Genomic DNA, 17,369 nt, shown 5'->3' on the forward strand with positions numbered 1-17,369 from the left:
CGATCTCGGAGAAACGCTAACCGCGCCGCAGCCACTCTTCGGCGCTGCCCTTTCTGAGCTGGTCCGGCTCATGGAAAGATTCGGTCAACCGGCTTACCGGGCCCGACAAACCTACGAAGCCATGTATAATCAGCGACTTACCTCACTCGACGAGATTACCACCCTTCCTGCTGCTCTTCGCGAGGCACTAAAGGCGGCAGGACACGTTGTTGGTCTTCCCGAGATCGTCCAGACTGCCCGTTCGATCGACGGAACCGAGCGGTATCTGGTTCGCATGGCCGACGGCGAGACCGTCGAGACCGTCTGGATGCCAGGAGGCGACGGTGGCGAGCGAGGCGACGGTACCCAGGCCGCCGAAGAGGAGGAGCACCCAACCCACGACGATGACGACTACAAGCGAGCCACCATCTGCATCTCGAGCCAGGTAGGCTGTGCCGTCAACTGTCAGTTTTGCCTCACCGCTAAGCTCGGCATTCGCCGCAACCTCACCCCGGGCGAGATAGCTGGTCAGGTCGCCGCAGTCCTCAATCGCCAGAACGTGGAGGTCGGGCGCGACAGAATCAACCTCGTCTTCATGGGAATGGGAGAACCCTTCCTCAACTACGCCGGGTTCATGGCCGCCGTAGGCCTCCTGACCGCCGCCATGCGTATCCCCGAGTCTCGGATGACTGTCAGCACCTCGGGCATCCTCCCAGGCATCCTCGACTTCGCCAAAGAGACCGTCCGCCCCAAGCTCGCAGTCAGCCTCAATGCCTCGAACGACGTCGTCCGCGAGTCGATCATGCCGATCACGCGCAAATGGAACATCGCAGCCCTTCTCGATGCCATCGCCACGGTGCCTCTGCGCCCTCGCGAGCGCGTCACCTTCGAATACGTCATGCTCGGCGGCATCAACGACCAGGCGGAACATGCCAGCGAGCTCATCGCTCTGCTGAAAAATATGCAGGCTAAGATTAACCTGATCGTCTGGAACTCCGGCCCTGACATGCCCTTCCACGAGCCCACCCCGCAAGACGTAGCGGCCTTCCAGAAGCGTCTCCGCGACGCTGGCATCCCTGCCTTCATCCGTCGCCCGCGTGGCCGCGATATCTACGCTGCCTGCGGCCAGCTCAAACGGACCCTTGAGCAACCCGCTCCTCTAGTAGCGATCGCACCCACGGCCACTCTTCCCGGATGATCGAAAAATAGACACTATGGCGCGCCGAACCATCAGGCATCACGAGATGGTTTCGCAACGTACCCTCCTCGACCGCCCCGATCTTTCTCATCGCTGCCTGTGATTGCAGATTATCGTGGTGCGTCTTCAGCCCGACCCGGTTCAGTCCCAGCTCGTCGAACGCATAACGAAGCTGCAACAGCTTCGCCTCGGCATTTAGCCCTGCACCGTGGTACTGCGGCGCCAGCCACGTATGTCCGAGTTCAACCGTCCGATGTCTCAAATCGAGATTGAAGAGTCGAGAGCTACCGATGACGCGTTTTCCACTCTTCAGTACAGTCACCCAAGGCAGGGAAGTCCCAGCCGTCTTCTCCCGCAGCGCTGACTCTAGCCAGGCCCGCAGATCATCGCGCGACTTCACCCACACAATCATATAGCGCCAGATTCGATCGTCGTAAGCGACCCCTTCCAACGCAACAAGGTGATCCTCGGTCATAGGCTCGAGTCTCACCCGCACACCGTCCAGTACCGGGGTATCGATCATGTCTGATGGGTTAGCGCCGGTGTTGCTTGTTCAAGCCCCAGCGCCAGCAGCCGCTCTGCAACCAGGTCGTAGTCATGCCGCAGCACATCGCCCTCATGCACAAAGTTGCCCATAATTGGCTCGACGCCCAACGCCCGTATCCGTTCAAGATCAACCTCGATCGGCTGTTGTCCCTCACGTGCGTACTGTTCCAGCCGCTCCGCCGAGATGTGTCCTGTATTGACCAGTGCATAGTCGAAGATCGGAGCGGTGACCCCACCCGCGTGTTGCAGGATCTTCTCAATGTGTTGCGAAGCTGTCAGCCCCAGCGACTCGTTCGCCTGTGTCATCAGGTTGCACACATACACTTTGGTCGCCCGGGAAGCTGCCAGCGCCTCAGGAATGCCGCGTACCAGCAGGTTCGTTATCAGTGACGTATACAACGATCCCGGCCCCAAGGTGATCAGGTCGGCATTCGCGATCGCCTCCAGAGTCTCTGGCAAAGGATCAGCGGTCTCCGGCTCAAGCCGCAGCTCGACGATGCTGTGTTTACTCGCGGTAATGTTGGTTTCGCCCCGTACGAGCGACCCGTCATCCATATCGGCCGCGAGCGTCACATTCGTATTTGTTGCGGGAAAGATCTTTCCCCTCGTGGCCAGAATCTGCGACGACATCTGCACTGCCTGAGCAAAGTCGCCCGTGATATGGGAGAGTGCCGCGACAAAGAGGTTGCCGAAGCTATGGCCCTCCAGGTCGCCATGCTCGAACCGGTACTGAAATAGCTTCGACAGCAGATGTTCGTCTTCCGAAAGCGCGACCATGCAGTTCCGGATGTCCCCCGGCGGCAGCATCTTGAGGTCCTCGCGCAGCCTGCCAGATGATCCACCGTCGTCAGTCACGGTCACTACCGCCGACAGCTCCCGAATCATACATCGAGGCGAAGGACAGGGCGGTGCCAATACTCTCTCCGTCTCTGATGGACGCCCGAGGCGAACCCCTTTTCTACGGTCCGGGCTTGCCACATACCGCTTCAATCCGCGCAGTAGAGTCGACAACCCCGTACCGCCGCCAATGGCAACCACCCGAAGCTCTTTTTCTTTCGGTCCAGATGACTTCGGCAACGACATGCGCAGGTTCTCCTACACAAGCCTAAACGAAGAGGCCGTTGGTTCGGATTGCAGGTCGCAATTAAGCCTCTGGATAGAGCAGCTCCGTGAAGCGCGGATCATCTGCCATGTCCTGAAAGTCCGAGTCCGCCCGCGCCTGTATCCGATTGCGCGGATTCTGCCGGATGGCCTCCGTTAAGTGCTCCAGACAATGGTGCGAATCACCCGTCATGCTTGCCAGCACCGCAAGACCGTAGAAGGCGTAGTCAGCCTTATCGTTCTCCTTCAGGATCTGTTGGAACTGCTCCCTGGCGTCCTCGTAGTGTCCATCATTAAGCAACGAGACGGCATAGTCATAGTGCTCTTCGCAGTTTGAAAAGCTGTTCTTGCCCTTCGTTATCTGCAGCGCACAGGCGTTGCTGTACATGCGAACGCGTTCGCTCAATTCGCCGGCGCCTGCAGCCAGCATCTTGTCGAATGCCGCGTGGGCCTTGTCATATTTGCCTTCCTGCATCAGTCGCAGGGCCGCTTCGTAGTGGGCAACAACCTGCGTTCGGGCAGTATCCACCGGAGGAATGGTTCCAGCCAGCGTGCGCGGAGTGCGCTTCGTTGCGGTTGCAGTTACGGTCTTCGTTTGGGCCATGGTTAATCCTGTCACCTGAGGGCGTCTCTTGAGCTTTTCCATTCTAACGGTAGCTCAATCCTCTGTTTGATGTCGTGTCGGTTTTATACGCAGACCTGGCTGTCAGGTCAACTCCCCACAAGCTTCGTTACGCTTCGCCGGGTTATAGTCAACCATCGCCGCCGTCGGTCTTTCGTCCGTAAACTGCCGGATTCAGCTCTGGATCGTTATACATCTTCAGCTGCCGATAGAGCTTGAATCGCCGCCTTCCCTCCAATACCTCTGTCCAGAGCGCATCCAGACAACTCGCCAGGTCTTGCCGCTGCTCCTCAAGCAGGACCAGACGTTCAGCGTTCTTCCAACGGTGCTGCTCCGTTGCATTTACCCGGTGCGACTCTTCTCGCGTATGGTAAATCTTCAGTGCCAGAATAGAGAGCCGATCGATCATCAATCCGGGCGTCTCAGAGTGTAGAGGCGCTGCAGTATCCTGGTCGAGCCTGTCGATGAGCCACAAATCCATCTTTTCCACCAGGTCGTTGCGCCTCTGATTCAGCGAATCGATCGCCCGCTTCACCCGTACGATCTCCGAATCGGGAACCTCCGGGACACGTGCTTTGTCCTCTTCATGCCATAGATCGAAGTTGGCCCGATGCTGCGCTGTTGCAAGCGCCATCAGCCCATCCGCCGTCGCCTCAATCGCAACTTCATCTTCGACCTCATGCAGAGCCGCTGTCATCTCGTCCTGCATTCGTGTTATCAAAAGAGCATCGAGCATAGGCCCCTCCATCAAAAACTCTGAATCCTCTACTGGCAGCTTCGGCCTTGCGACTTCGAGCGTGGAGGCTTCCTCAGTATGGCCTCCGAGCAGTCTATTAAATCGCATCTTCCATAATGATTGTGTAATCCCCATCCGCGAGCCTGCCTTCAAGCTTCGCCAACCATCCAAGCGACTCGCTCACAGGCCACACAATCCACGACGCTGGGATCGTCCCCGACTCGAACTCGCAGACCAGAACGATCGTGGGTTCGGTCGCAGGCAGTTCGGCTAACTGCTGGCGAGAAATATCCTGACGGTTGATCTCTGTTCCGCCTTCATCTCGAATCCCGAGATACCAAAAAGACGGGTCCTCGGTGGCACCGATCGGTAGCGTCGCGCGCTCCAAAGTAATCCGAACCATCCACGTAAAGATCTCGCCCGTCCAATCCGGAGCAGCCTCCCGGTTTGGTGGCTCCCCGCAGCGAACGGTGTAGTCCTGCACCTTGCGCAGCTTCAACGAGATCCCGGAATAGGCTTCGTACTCCTCAAGACTCCGTTCCGAACCCAATCCATAGCTATCCACAGACTGCCCAGTGATCAGTCTTCGAACCTTGTTCTTGCTGCGCGAATCCAGTTCGTGCCACCGGCGACTAACGCTGTTTGCCTCGATATGATCGCCCCAGTGTTTCGCTGCGGTCGGCTTTCCGTAGTCGTGCCACACGATGGTCTCGTGTGGATGAAAGAGATCATAACCACTTGTAAACGCGCGAAGCGTCATCGCAGCCTCTTCGCCCAGGAAATAAATCTCTGGATCGTACCCAACCTCATCCACAAAACGGCCTTGAGTGAACAAAAAACCAGCGGACAGAAACCGTGCCCTTAGCGGTTTCCTTAAGTTTCGCCAATTGGGAATCGCCGCTGGCTTCATGTGTGGTATTCCTTCATTGGTAAACCCTTGAAAAGCCATTTGCAGCGGCGCGTCAGTCAAGGTCTCCTCACCACCAGGGGTAAATGGCGAGGCGTACGTGCTCAAAATTGGCTTAGGGCTTCCCGTCTGCTTCGCCTCTTCGATCAGCTTTACGTCCCAGTCAGGTGCGAAGCGACAATGCGAGTCCACTTGAAGAAACCACTCTTCACCTCGCCACAGCTTCATTATCTCGGAGCGCGCCCAGCAAGCCCCTTTGCTATCGCGCCAGTCAATCGCCAATATTCGGAAGCATTCGTCCTTACGATAGGGCAAAGTGTCTTCACCGGGACTATGCTGCCAGCAGATCCCAAATCGAAGCCGCTGCGGATGTCGGGCCTTTGCAATACTGTCCTCGACAGTTGGAACAAGCTGCGGATCTCGGTACGCAGCGATCGATACGAAGATCAGGTTGTTCCCCTCGCTTGACACCCGGACCTCACTCACGACAGCCTAACAGGCCTCACCGTCAAACACTTGCCACTTGCCGGGAGTTACTGAACCAAGCAGACTAAAGACAGACAATGGCAACCACAACCAAACGGGTACTGATCTACCGGCTAGGCAGTCTCGGCGACACTCTCATAGCACTTCCAGCTCTTCACCTCGTTGCGCGGGCATTTCCAAACGCTGAGCGCCGCATGCTCACAAACTTTCCCGTCAACGTCAAAGCCCCGCCAGCGGCAGCGATCCTTGAAAACAGCAATCTGGTTCACGGTTACTTTCGCTACTCGGCAGGTACTCGCAGCCCGCGAGAGCTCCTCTCACTTTGGTGGCAGCTCCTACGCTGGCGTCCGCAGGCTCTCGTCTACATCGGAGCCGCTCGCGGCGTCGAATCGGCCCATCGTGACGCCAAATTTTTCCGTCTCTGCGGGATCAGCCGCCTCATTGGCGTTCCCGTCACCGAGGACATGCAGCAGAACCGCCTCGAGGAGTCCGGAAAGTTCCTCGAACCAGAGGGTTCTCGACTTGTCCGCAATCTGGCTGAGTTGGGTGATATCGATCTTGACGCCCCCGCGAGCTGGGATCTCCTTCTGACCGACAAGGAGCACGCTAAAGCGAAAGAAGTTCTGGTTCCAGCAGCTGGCCGACCGATCATCGCCGTCAGCGTAGGCACAAAGGTGCAGTCGAAGGACTGGGGTCGAGACAACTGGAGAGCTCTGCTGAACCAAATCGCCACGCTGTATTCCGAATATGCGCTAGCGCTCTGCGGAGCTGGCGAAGAGAATGAAGCCAGCGAATTCGCCGCTGGCGGCTGGCGCGAGAACTCCTCAAATCCGGTAATCAATCTTTGCGGGCTTCTCACTCCACGCGAGAGCGCCGCGGTCTTCGCTCAGGCTCGCCTCTTTATCGGCCATGACAGTGGCCCAATGCACCTGGCGGCAGCCGTGCAGACCCCGTGTGTCGCCATCTTCGCCGCCCGCAACAAGCCTCGCGTCTGGTTCCCTTATGGCAAACAGCACCATGTTCTCTACCACCAGACGGATTGCTGGGGCTGCGGCCTCGAAACATGCATCGTCGAACGCAAAAAATGCCTTACATCCATCACGGTCGAGGAGGTCGTGGCTCAGGTTCGTAACGTCCTAGGTTGATCGCCGATAAACTCATCTGCATCGAAGATGCGATGATGGTCTCAAGGAGATATTCTCGCGCATGTTGCCGGAACTTCATTCGATTTTGAACCTGCTTGAGGGCGGGTTCAGCCAGCTCAGAGTACTTGTCATCGGCGACATCATGCTCGACCGCTACATTCACGGCGACGTGGAGCGCATCTCACCCGAGGCCCCCGTTCCAGTCATTCGCCACGCCCGACGGTACGAGCGCGCTGGTGGAGCCGCCAATGTTGCCATGAACCTCGCAGGCCTTGGCTGCCAGACCTTCCTCGCTGGCCTATGGGGCACCGACGCCGAACAGGCAGAGCTGGCCGCGATCATAGAACGTGCCGGTATCAATACGGTCGGCGTAGTCTCCAGCTCGCTCCCTACCATCTCGAAGACTCGCATCGTTGGCCGCACGCAGCAGCTCCTCCGGCTCGATATTGAGAGCCGAGACCCCATACCGGCCGTCGACTCTCAACGCCTGCAGGAGCGCGCAACCGAGCTGGTCGAAAAGGTCCACGCCGTCATCCTCTCTGACTACGCCAAGGGGGCAGTCTCTGCGCCACTCTGCGAAGCTGTCATTCGTGCCGCGCGTTCTGCGGGCATCCCCGTCCTGGCGGACCCGAAGACCCCCGATTTCAGCAAGTACACCGGTGCCACCACCGTCTGTCCGAACCTCGGTGAACTCTCGGCGGCAACAGGCATCGCCGCCCATCACACCGATGAGCTCCTCGCCGCCGGACAGGCCCTGGTCGCCGAGCACGACTTCAAATTTCTAACCGTCACCATGAGCGAGAAAGGCATCAGCGTCCTGCGCGCTCCTTCACCAGACAGCCCAGGCATCTACCACTCGCCCGCACGCGCTCGCGAGGTCTTCGATGTCTCAGGCGCAGGAGATACGGTCATTGCGACCCTGGCAGCCTGCCTCGCCGGTGGTCTGAAGGTCGAAACCGCAGTTGAACTCGCCAACCTGGCTGCAGGCATCGTGGTCAGCAAAGTCGGCACCGTCCCGATTGCCGGCCACGAACTGGTAGCTGCTCTGACACCCAGCTCCGGGCTCACCGCAGGCGAAAAGATCCTCGATCTCGAGCGCATCAAACTGCGAGTAGCCGAATGGCGCGCCTCTGGGCAGACCATCGTTTTCACCAATGGGTGTTTCGACCTGCTCCACGTCGGCCACATTACGCTGCTGGAAGATTGCCGCCGCTTCGGTTCAAAGCTGGTGCTCGGCCTCAACGCCGACGCATCGGTCTGCCGCCTCAAAGGCCCTACCCGCCCCATCGTGGCAGAGACGGAGCGTGCCCGCGTCATGGCTGCTCTTGCCGCAGTCGATGCTGTGGTCTTGTTCGAAGAAGACACCCCACTGGAACTGATCCGCGCTCTGAAGCCCAATGTCCTCGTGAAAGGTGGCGACTACAGCATCGAGACAGTCGTCGGCCACGAGGATGTCCTCGCCTCAGGCGGACGCGTCGAGATCGTTCCCACCGTAGAGGGCTTCTCCACCACCAACATCGTAAAAAAACTCACTGCAAACTCTGGGCGAATTGAGGAGATTCAGAAGTGATTATCGTCACCGGCGGCGCGGGCTTCATCGGCAGCAACCTCATCCAGCAGCTGAATCGCGCGGGCGAGCGCAACATCCTGCTGGTCGACAACTTCGCCCCCTCGCCCAACCTCACCGGCCCGAAGTTCCTCAACCTCGTAGGCGCACAGTTCTGCGATTACATGGACAAGCACGAGTTTCGCGCGGCCCTGAAGGCAGGCGACTTCGAAAACACCAGAATTCGCGCCATCCTGCATCAGGGCGCCTGTTCGAACACGCTCGAAGACGACGGCCGCTACATGATGGACAACAACTTCACCTACTCCAAGGAGCTGTTGCACTTCGCGCTCGACCGCAAGATCCCGTTGGTCTATGCCTCGACCGCAGCCGTCTACGGCGCCAGCACCGACTTCGCAGCGCTCCCCAAAAACGAGCGGCCCCTCAACGTCTACGGTTACTCAAAGCTGGTCTTCGACGACTACGTGCGCCGCCTTCTCCCGGAGATGAAGTGCACGGTCGTCGGTCTCCGTTACTTCAACGTCTACGGTCCCCGTGAGCAGCACAAAGGCCGCATGGCAAGCGTTATCCATCACTTTACGCGGCAGCTCAAAGACACCGGAACCATCCGCATGTTCGAGGGCTCGGGCGGCTACTCCGACGGCGAACAGCGCCGCGACTTCGTCTTCGTCAAAGACCTTGCTCGCATCAACATGTTCTTTGCCGGTCTGCTTCCGGATAGCCCCAAGAAACCGATCCACGCCGTAGTCAACGCCGGTACCGGTGAAGCCCGCACATTCAAAGCAGTCGCTGAAGCGCTGATGCAGGTGCACGGTCCCGGCAAGATTGAGTACATACCCTTTCCGGGCGACCTGAAAAATCGCTATCAGCACTACACTCAGGCGGACATCGCCAGTTTGCGGACTTCAGGGTACACCGCGCCGTTCACCTCGTTGGAGGAAGGCGTCAAGCAGACGTTTGCGGAAGAACCAGCCGTTTAACGAATTCTTTCTCAGGTAGCGGGATTAAAAACAATCTCGAACTGTTCGACCAGATACAATTCGTTCCTACCGACCACAGGAGCCAGTGTGACTGATCCGCAACAGAAGCCGACGATCCTCTGCATCAGCACCTACGAGAAGGGGCAGCCTTTCATGAAGGAGGCCGCCAATTTGGGCGTCAACGTCCTTCTACTCACGGTCGACAAGCTGGAACACGCTCCATGGCCACGCGAGTCTCTCACCAAACTATTCACCATGCCGGAGAAACTCACTCCAGAGCAGGTCCTGAACACTGTCACTTACCTCGCCCGTGAAAACAAAATCGACCGCATCGTTGCTCTCGACGAGTTCGACCTCGAGGTGGCAGCGTTGCTCCGCGAGCATATGCGCCTTCCGGGCATGGGCGAATCTCCCACTCGATACTTTCGCGACAAACTTGCAATGCGGGTCCGCGCTCGGCAGAGCGGCGTCCCCGTCCCCGAGTTCACCGGGGTCTTCCACTATGACGAGCTGCGCGTCTTCCTCCGCGATGTCCCGGGCCCATGGCTGCTGAAGCCCCGCACCAACGCCTCAGCTATCGGCATCCGCAAGATCGAGGCTGCGAGCGACCTCTGGCCGGTCTTAGATGAGCTGGGCGATCTCCAGTCACACTACATCCTGGAGCGCTTTGTGCCGGGAGAGATCTTTCACGTTGAGGGCGTTACCTGGAAGGGAAAAACAGTCTTCGGCGCACCCTACAAGTACGGCAAGCCCCCCATGCAGACCATGCATCAGGGCGGTGTCTTCAGTACACGTGCGCTCGACAGGGAATCGAGCGACGCGCGCAGCCTCGGCGAGATCCACAAGCAGGTGATCAGCGCACTCGGCCTCACCTCCGGCGTTACTCACACAGAGTTCATCAAATCCCACGCCGACGGTACCTTCTACTTCCTCGAGACCGCCGCACGTGTTGGGGGCGCCCACATCGCCGACGTCGTCGAGTTTGCCTCTGGAATCAATCCCTGGGTCGAGTGGGCCAGGATCGAGGTCGCGTCACTTCTCGGCATGGAGTACGCCCTGCCAAACATAACCCAGCTCTACGCCGGGAGCATCATCTGTCTGGCCCGGCAGGAACACCCCGACACCAGCCGCTACGACGCGCCGGAGGTCGTCAAACGCCTCGATCGACATCATCATGCAGGTCTTATACTTCGCGCCAATTCAGCCGAACGAATTGAAGACCTGGTAACGCAGTACAGCGACCGATTTCTTCACGAATTTTGCGCCGTCGAGCCGCCCCCGGCCCAGCCCACAGCCTGAGCACCACAACCGAGGATTAAGGTAGCCAACACCAAAGACGGAGCCACAAGCAAAGACGGCCCGAGCTTCACAAGTCAGGCACTTTGTTGTAGCCGCCAATGCCTATGAATTGAGTATAGCGAACAAAAGGCGAATATGAAATGGAGGCACTCCATGAGCGGGTGTCTGCTACCTTATGACCACTACTTTGATGAGGATAGGTAATGGAATGAGCGATAAAGGAGCAGGAGCGCTCCAGAAACTATTAGAAGTCTTTGAAAAAAGACCCCGTGATGACGCTCATTTTGGTTTTGGTGCTAGCGTTCATGGTTTACGAGTACAGCCATAAGCCACCCGTTGTTGGAACACAACAGATCAAATCTACCGGCAATGGAAACACCAACACGAACATACAGTGAAGAGGCTAAGCTAAATGATCTCTAAAGCGCTATTCGTGTTGTTGATGTCAACGACTCCACTACAAGCTCAGCAGAAGATCGACTCGAAAGGAAACGACAACACCAATGTGAATGTTGGCACTATGATCGTTGTGCAAGTAACGAATAACCACACAACGAAGGTTCTGAAAGCAGTTGCTAAGAGTTCACTTGGAGATGCCACGAAATGGCAAGGGCTATTGGTTCCCGCTTCAGACAAGCTTCCTGCAGCTTGTTCAAGCCTTTACGTGATTCCAGCAGAAGATAAGTTCGTCCTAAACGTCAGGGCCGGTGCCAATGAGTTTGAATGCCTCAGTTTGCCTTGCAATATTGTTCGAACGGATAATGTCGAATTTTTGAAAATAGATGGAAAAGTGGGTGCCATCACAGTTGAGGCTAAAGTTCTTGATAAAGACGGAAACATCATCGTCAGCATCGAGAAAAACAAGTTCTACGTCAATCGTAATCGTACCTACCGCTCGCCGGTACGAGACGATGCTTCTTCGCTAAAGGTCTTTGATGAAAAGGGCAATACGGTACTTGATTTGAGATATGCGAATCGCAAGAATCTGCTCGTTCAGGGGTTCTTCCGCGACGGTCCTGACCATCAAATGACCATCTACCCGGACAAACTTACAACCCGCTTTCCTGTTCCGGGAGGGGACTCAAAGGAAGGAACTCTTTCGGGCGTCTGTTCGGTGAGTGAAGGCGGGAGTGCAGGACCAGCTATTCAAACCGCAGACTTCTACTTTGGAGGCGGTCCGCTGAAGTAAGATGTCACGGCTTTCCCGGCAAGGAACGATATCTAAGTTGTTTAGTTTGTTTATGGTGAGAGCGCTGGGGCTCGAACCCAGGACCAACGCCTTAAAAGGGCGATATGATGGCTTCTAGGTCATGCATCACATTTCTACTCATGTGCATCATTGCCCCTATAAACAAAGACTGTTTCACTGTTAACTTACAGGGGAAGCGTAGCAATGAGTTGCAGGAATAACTGACCCAATGTGACCCAATTGTGACCCACTTGGGGTAAACTTCCGGCATGGCTAGGAAACCGAAGGACGTTGAAGGCGTGTATCAACGCAATGGAAAAGGCAGCTGGTACGTGCGCTACTTCGTGAACGGCAAAAAGGTCAGGAAGTCGTTCGGTAATGATCGCTCAGCGGCGATTGCCTACATTGAAAAGACCCGGACCATACTCAGAGATGGACAGGGGATTGTTCCCACATCAGCCAAACAGGTTGTGAGGACTTCGGCGGAGCTTGCATCAGCTTCAGGTGAGGTGACATTGGGCGAGTTGGCAGATGCGCTTCTAAAGCAGATCGTCTCGGACCCTGGGCACTACAAAGATCAGCACAACCCACCTTTGCGGCTAGCAAGGATAAAGAAGGAATTTGGATTGCGACCAGCGGCCAGCATTCGCCCCTCAGAGGTCTCGGATTGGCTCAAAAGTCTCGATGTAGCCAAAGCGACCATGAATCGCTACAGGACGCAATTCTCATCGATTTATACCTACGGCAAAGAAAGGGAATTGGTCACAGTCAATCCTGTCAGAGATGTGAAGTCGTCAAAGGTGGGCAGCGGGATCATCCGCTACATGGACGACGCCGAAGAAGTCAGACTGCGTAAGGTGCTCCAGGCAGACGTGGACAGCTGTCAGACTGAGGGATTGCGGAAGCGATACCAGCACCATCTTTATGAGCTAGACGTTGCCCTGAAGACTGGAATGAGACGGGGTGAAATGTACAGCCTTCTTTGGGATCAGGTTGATTTTCACAGGAAGGAGATCGTTCTAACTCAAACTAAGAATGGCAGCGCCCGAACCGTTCACATGATTGATGACGTGATTGCCGCAATGAAGGGCTTGAGAAAAATCCCAATGGTTCGCAAGTCACGTTCCTCTGAACTGCCAAATCAGGCCCCAGACAATGCAGTCTTCGCTCTTGGTGACAACAAAAAATGGTGGGCATCAGCTACCAGACGCGCAAGGATCAAGAATTTGCGTTGGCATGATTTGAGACACACGTTTTGCTCACGATTAGCACAGGCAGGATTCAGCATAAAAGTGATTCAGGAAGCAGCTGGCCACAAAACCATCCAGATGGCAGCCCGATACATGCACCTAGATAAACGGACTCTGGTGGACGCAATGAAGGTGCTGAATTCACCCAGATAAACCTTGACTTCGGTATCTCCAGACGCTACAGTTGAAATTGTTAAGGATGTCCCCTCAATCGCAGCTCCTGCGACAACGCTTGATCCCTATAAAAAATAGCTTGACTTCGAGTCGGCCTCCATTTATCTTCAATCTATCCCTGAAATAAGGGGATATGGCGTGACGTGTCATAACTGGACGTGGCGTGACAACGCGTGATGTGACATGGCGTAACAAGACAAGGGTACTAAGCAGGTAGAGACTGAAGAGGGGAGCAAAGATATAGAAACCAACTCGGTACGAAGCATATAAGGCCACGCTTCGCCAGCGTGAAGAAGGTGCAGTTATGGCAGTCTCTCCTATGAAAGAGGATTGAGGCTAGAGGATGGTCCACTCACGGACCCAATACACCCCAATACAACAACCGAAGCAAAGAAGGCAGGATGAGCGTGTGTGATGTTGCACAGTGTTCTCTTGTGCAACCGTCCACCATTCACCAATGATTCCCAAGGAAAATCATCAATGCCCGAAGTGTCTTCGTTTTCAGGAGTACTCACTGACCTGTCCGCAGCAGCAGACCTAACCCTCATCCCTAAAATTCTTTACAGCCGTCGTGAGGCCGCTCACGCTATGAGCGTGTCTTGCAGGCTGTTAGATACCTGGATAGCAGCTGGCCGTCTGAAGGTTCGCAGGCTTGGGGGACGTGTTTTGGTGCCAGCAGTTGAACTTGAGAAGTTTGCACAGCGGGACTGTGCCGCTCTCAAACACTGATCTGTGACCTGAGTCACGCCATAACCAACTGATGCCACCTTGCCCCCACTGAGGGCTTAAGGACATCCCTGCCTTAAATCCTGCCGTACCAAACCGCAGTACGAAGAGAGAAATCCAATGCAAGCCACCACACAACAAACATTTCTTCCCACATTCATGCATTACATCTCCGAGCAGGTTGCTAATGAGGTCGCCCGGTCAGAGAGGGATACCAAGAAAACGGCGTTGGCTGCCCCTACCGCCGAGCAGCGTACAAAAACGACTGATGCTACCCGGACCCTAGTAGGGCAGTACCTGAAGGCGCTGAACGATTCCAGACCACACCGTATGGCTAGCGCACATGCAAAGGCCATTACACCTTGGCGTACCTATGGCTTTACTAGTGAAGAGTCTGATCCTGATCCTGATACAGCCAGCCCACTAGATGCAGTCGTTACATCCATTCTTGAGAAGACAAAGGACACTACAGAGCGTACAGACGAGGATGCTGAGATCTCTCTAACAGGCAGTGACCCTCTGCCTATTCCCCGCTATAAGAGATACCAAAGAATCCCTAACAAGAGAAAAATCAATGCTGCCTATTCAGCCTATACACAAGGGCAGAATGGGGATGGTACATCTGACAAGTTGCATGAGGTGATCTCGAACTATGCCTTTGGCGTAGTCAGGCAGAAATTCAATGAGACAAACTATCCAGACGGTGACACTGACGATATTGCACAGGAAGTTCTTATTGATGTTGCCAATGCGCTTAAATCCTTCAAACCCAAGGATGGGAATAATGCAATGTTCTATGCGTGGCTGAATAAATGCGTAAAACATGCCTACTGTAGGGCGTTCAATGAGGCCAAGAAAACATCCCGGATAGAGACTACTTTGATAGTGAATGTCGAGTCAGAGGATGCATCTTTTGAAGCTGAAAATCCTGAAATCTACGCCAAAGAACTCCAGAAACAGTATTACCTTGTCATACCTGAGTTTATTCAGGGGATAGACCGGCAGATATGTAAATGGATGAGAGAGGGTTACGACTACGAAAACATCGCTCGTGTTCTAGAGACTACCGAGCAGAGTGTGCGTAGCCGTATGTTAAAGATCCGAAAGAAGGTCAAAGAGCTAGGACTCAAGAAAGAGTTTGCATAGGTGTGCAGGTGGCACACGTGGTCCCTTTGCAATACGTTGCAGGATGTAACAATCCAGATCAAGATAAAAATAATTTGATTTATTTTGAGGTGGAAGCAACATTCTCCCTAAAAAACGGATTGTTATATAGGGAAGAGAGAATAAGTTATTTCTTCCTACCTCAATCAAGACATTCTTCTCATAGTGCAGAACTCTGAGCAGCCGCCAGAAGCCGAGGATGCTTTGAAACTTGATTGGGAAGCAGAACTGCCAAGCGTCCTAACGGATGTGTTGGTTGTGAGTGCTTGCACAGTGTTCCATGTGCAGGACTAAGGTCTCAAGCTGTAAAGCCGAGCACGCTCTAATAGAGAGCAAAATCGTAGTCGAGAGGCTATGCGGTGTGGTCACAGGAGTCAGTCCTGAATAGACATCGTAAGACCATAGGACAACATCCACAGTGGAGTCTTATCCAAAATCAATCTATAAACCTCTGATACCCAAGTCCAATAGGCATAAAGGGTTACTTAGTTTTTTAAGAACGGTAACCTATACCTCCGTCCAAATATCTAACAACCCTGTTTACTAAGACTCTTAAATATAAACAAACGACATAGAAACATTCCTGTTAACAGAGTGAACCTCTTGGCGAGATTCACCATTTTGCCTAGAAGGTACTCCTGTGTACATCGAACACACGTATGCCTAAACATAGGCAGAACGTACTTACAGAAAATATATTTACCAACCAAGCAACATTCTCCCTAAAAAACGGATTGTTATATAGGGAAGAGAGAATAAACAGAAAGGAGTACCGCAATGAATGAATCCCTATTTGAATATGCGCAGGAGTTGCATGAGCGAGTGGAAGCAGAACAATCTGAAGCTGCAGACGGGGTAGATTTGCTGCTCCTGACTCTGCTGGATACCTGGCTTAGAGACTGTGATTTCGCTGTGGGTTTTATCGAGAACCCCTACACAGACAATGGGCAGAGAATTATATTTCTCAGGCAGACCCTTGGACAGATAGACAAGATTATCGACAAGGTAACAGAACACGCTGTAAGCACGGGACTGGATCTTAGTGAACCTTTGCCTCCTGCCGCCAATGGTCTGATTAGGTTCTTATTCGCAATATCCATGGATGTATTCCAGACAATCAACACCCTAATAACAATAGAGGCAGGAAAACGTAGTGACAGAAACCAAGAGACAGGCCAAGCGCAGACACATTGCAGCGCGTAAAGCACTATCACCTAAAAACATTGTTGATCTATCAATTGCAGAGTGTGCAAAGGCAAAGAGCAGGAATAGAGAACTGAATCTCCGAGCAACATCTTTGCAGACTCGGCCAGAACTCCTAAACAAAGTATTCGTAGTAAACCCGACAACAAAACCAACGAAATAACCAAATAGAGAGAAAACCAAATGTCTGAAGATAGCAGAACACGCACGAAAGAAGAGATTCAAGAACTCGCAAACACCCACCCATTCAAGATCCTCAACCCAGAATACCGTCAAAGACTCACAAGAGATGCAGTAACAGTTTTTAGGGCTATCTGGTTCAAATGCTCATTTGTCCGGTATAACACTGTGACCATGATGGAAGATAAGTTAGCTATGCGATCTCGCACTGTATACGAGCGCCTACCGGACCTATTGCAGGAGATTGAGGATGCAGGATTGATCAGGTTTTCCCGAGAGTATAAAGACACTTTCAAGATTAAGATTCAGCCTGTTTACTACGAAACTCACCCACACATCGACAACCACAAGGACACTTCGATAAATGTATAACGCGCCTTCATCCGCAGAGCAGACAGCGCAGCCCATTACACGCGTAGAACGCGTACAGCGCACAGACAAACCATTTCAGACCGCTGATAAGATTTTGCCACCTGAGATCTGCAACAAACTCACCTATGGCGCGCGTAGATTCTTTGCTGGTCTGTGGAATGTAAGCAACTGGCGTTGCGCCAACCCCTGCTGGATAGATGAAGCACTTGTGGCGAAAAGATCCAGTGTGCTGCCTGAGAATCTAGACCGTGTACGCCAAGAATTGATGGGGTTGAAGTTGATCAAGTTCACACCTGGAGAAGTTGGTCATCGTGGTGGTAAATCACTCTATCTCATCGTAGATCCTGAAGCAGAAGCATTGGCAGAGTGGCAGTCAATCTTTCCTGAACCTGTCGAATAAAGATTAAAGATTCGTTGGATACGGCTTACTCTGCTGTGCGACGTATTACAGCGATACAAACCAGCAGCGTTGAGACGTAGACATAATCTCACCCACGATCTCCGCGCTGGTTTGTTTTATTGAAATTGATATTCATCCGTTACAC

Annotated in this window: 15 protein-coding genes; 10 read left to right on the top strand and 5 right to left on the bottom strand. The window is 54.2% G+C overall.

Features of this window, described 5'->3' with window-relative positions; translation table 11 throughout:
• Positions 1–70 precede the first annotated feature (70 nt).
• The gene (gene rlmN / locus RBB82_RS21365) at positions 71–1,177 is read left to right on the top strand and encodes a 23S rRNA (adenine(2503)-C(2))-methyltransferase RlmN (protein WP_433975435.1); all 1,107 of its coding nucleotides are present in this window, start codon (positions 71–73) and stop codon (positions 1,175–1,177) included.
• Here the strand turns inward: rlmN and RBB82_RS21370 are convergent.
• The 5 genes from RBB82_RS21370 to RBB82_RS21390 all read right to left on the bottom strand — a co-directional run bounded on the left by RBB82_RS21370 (position 1,110) and on the right by RBB82_RS21390 (position 5,575).
• Entirely contained in the window at positions 1,110–1,700 is a 591-nt protein-coding gene (locus RBB82_RS21370) for a GNAT family N-acetyltransferase (RefSeq protein ID WP_433972751.1), read from the bottom strand. The two genes, rlmN and RBB82_RS21370, sit on opposite strands and share 68 nt — an antisense overlap.
• Positions 1,697–2,806: a gluconeogenesis factor YvcK family protein gene (locus tag RBB82_RS21375; RefSeq protein WP_433972752.1), complete on the bottom strand. Its 1,110-nt coding sequence runs from the start codon at positions 2,804–2,806 to the stop codon at positions 1,697–1,699. The genes RBB82_RS21370 and RBB82_RS21375 overlap by 4 nt, the downstream gene beginning before the upstream one ends.
• A 61-nt stretch (positions 2,807–2,867) precedes the next feature.
• Complete coding sequence (locus RBB82_RS21380; protein ID WP_433972753.1) at positions 2,868–3,428, bottom strand: tetratricopeptide repeat protein; 561 nt, start codon at positions 3,426–3,428, stop codon at positions 2,868–2,870.
• A gap of 148 nt (positions 3,429–3,576) precedes the next feature.
• On the bottom strand, positions 3,577–4,290 hold the full coding sequence (locus RBB82_RS21385; protein ID WP_433972754.1) for a DUF4254 domain-containing protein: 714 nt from the start codon (positions 4,288–4,290) through the stop codon (positions 3,577–3,579).
• Positions 4,280–5,575 carry a GlcNAc-transferase family protein gene (locus RBB82_RS21390; RefSeq protein WP_433972755.1) on the bottom strand — a complete coding sequence of 432 codons (1,296 nt, stop codon included), beginning with the start codon at positions 5,573–5,575 and terminating at the stop codon, positions 4,280–4,282. Before RBB82_RS21390 ends, RBB82_RS21385 begins: the two co-directional genes overlap by 11 nt.
• A gap of 77 nt (positions 5,576–5,652) precedes the next feature.
• On the opposite strand from RBB82_RS21390, the gene RBB82_RS21395 reads away from it, so the two are divergent.
• From RBB82_RS21395 to RBB82_RS21435, 9 genes are all read left to right on the top strand, one after another.
• Positions 5,653–6,720 carry a glycosyltransferase family 9 protein gene (locus tag RBB82_RS21395; RefSeq protein ID WP_433972756.1) on the top strand — a complete coding sequence of 356 codons (1,068 nt, stop codon included), beginning with the start codon at positions 5,653–5,655 and terminating at the stop codon, positions 6,718–6,720.
• A gap of 61 nt (positions 6,721–6,781) precedes the next feature.
• The gene (gene hldE / locus RBB82_RS21400; protein WP_433972757.1) at positions 6,782–8,290 is read left to right on the top strand and encodes a bifunctional D-glycero-beta-D-manno-heptose-7-phosphate kinase/D-glycero-beta-D-manno-heptose 1-phosphate adenylyltransferase HldE; all 1,509 of its coding nucleotides are present in this window, start codon (positions 6,782–6,784) and stop codon (positions 8,288–8,290) included.
• Positions 8,287–9,267, top strand: coding sequence for an ADP-glyceromanno-heptose 6-epimerase (gene rfaD / locus RBB82_RS21405; RefSeq protein WP_433972758.1), 981 nt, complete (start codon positions 8,287–8,289; stop codon positions 9,265–9,267). The genes hldE and rfaD overlap by 4 nt, the downstream gene beginning before the upstream one ends.
• A gap of 87 nt (positions 9,268–9,354) precedes the next feature.
• Entirely contained in the window at positions 9,355–10,566 is a 1,212-nt protein-coding gene (locus RBB82_RS21410; protein ID WP_433972759.1) for an ATP-grasp domain-containing protein, read from the top strand.
• A gap of 412 nt (positions 10,567–10,978) precedes the next feature.
• On the top strand, positions 10,979–11,755 hold the full coding sequence (locus RBB82_RS21415) for a hypothetical protein (protein ID WP_433972760.1): 777 nt from the start codon (positions 10,979–10,981) through the stop codon (positions 11,753–11,755).
• Positions 11,756–12,054: 299 nt separating this feature from the next.
• Entirely contained in the window at positions 12,055–13,158 is a 1,104-nt protein-coding gene (locus RBB82_RS21420) for a tyrosine-type recombinase/integrase (protein WP_433972761.1), read from the top strand.
• 867 nt (positions 13,159–14,025) lie between these two features.
• Entirely contained in the window at positions 14,026–15,051 is a 1,026-nt protein-coding gene (locus RBB82_RS21425) for an RNA polymerase sigma factor (protein ID WP_433972762.1), read from the top strand.
• Between the two features lie 795 nt (positions 15,052–15,846).
• Positions 15,847–16,272, top strand: a complete 426-nt coding sequence (locus tag RBB82_RS21430) for a hypothetical protein (RefSeq protein ID WP_433972763.1) — start codon at positions 15,847–15,849, stop codon at positions 16,270–16,272.
• 544 nt (positions 16,273–16,816) lie between these two features.
• Positions 16,817–17,224: a hypothetical protein gene (locus RBB82_RS21435; RefSeq protein ID WP_433972764.1), complete on the top strand. Its 408-nt coding sequence runs from the start codon at positions 16,817–16,819 to the stop codon at positions 17,222–17,224.
• Positions 17,225–17,369: the final 145 nt, after the last annotated feature.

The sequence above is a fragment of the Tunturiibacter lichenicola genome, assembly GCF_051013355.1.
GTDB classification, from domain to species: domain Bacteria; phylum Acidobacteriota; class Terriglobia; order Terriglobales; family Acidobacteriaceae; genus Edaphobacter; species Edaphobacter lichenicola_F.

Coding starts and splice junctions, on each gene's coding strand:
- hldE (WP_433972757.1), top strand. CDS start 6,782: ATGTTGCCGGAACTTCATTCGATTTTGAACCTGCTTGAGGGCGGGTTC.
- RBB82_RS21385 (WP_433972754.1), bottom strand. CDS start 4,290: ATGCGATTTAATAGACTGCTCGGAGGCCATACTGAGGAAGCCTCCACG.
- RBB82_RS21375 (WP_433972752.1), bottom strand. CDS start 2,806: ATGTCGTTGCCGAAGTCATCTGGACCGAAAGAAAAAGAGCTTCGGGTG.
- RBB82_RS21435 (WP_433972764.1), top strand. CDS start 16,817: ATGTATAACGCGCCTTCATCCGCAGAGCAGACAGCGCAGCCCATTACA.
- RBB82_RS21380 (WP_433972753.1), bottom strand. CDS start 3,428: ATGGCCCAAACGAAGACCGTAACTGCAACCGCAACGAAGCGCACTCCG.
- RBB82_RS21370 (WP_433972751.1), bottom strand. CDS start 1,700: ATGATCGATACCCCGGTACTGGACGGTGTGCGGGTGAGACTCGAGCCT.
- RBB82_RS21425 (WP_433972762.1), top strand. CDS start 14,026: ATGCAAGCCACCACACAACAAACATTTCTTCCCACATTCATGCATTAC.
- RBB82_RS21430 (WP_433972763.1), top strand. CDS start 15,847: ATGAATGAATCCCTATTTGAATATGCGCAGGAGTTGCATGAGCGAGTG.
- rlmN (WP_433975435.1), top strand. CDS start 71: ATGGAAAGATTCGGTCAACCGGCTTACCGGGCCCGACAAACCTACGAA.
- RBB82_RS21415 (WP_433972760.1), top strand. CDS start 10,979: ATGATCTCTAAAGCGCTATTCGTGTTGTTGATGTCAACGACTCCACTA.
- RBB82_RS21395 (WP_433972756.1), top strand. CDS start 5,653: ATGGCAACCACAACCAAACGGGTACTGATCTACCGGCTAGGCAGTCTC.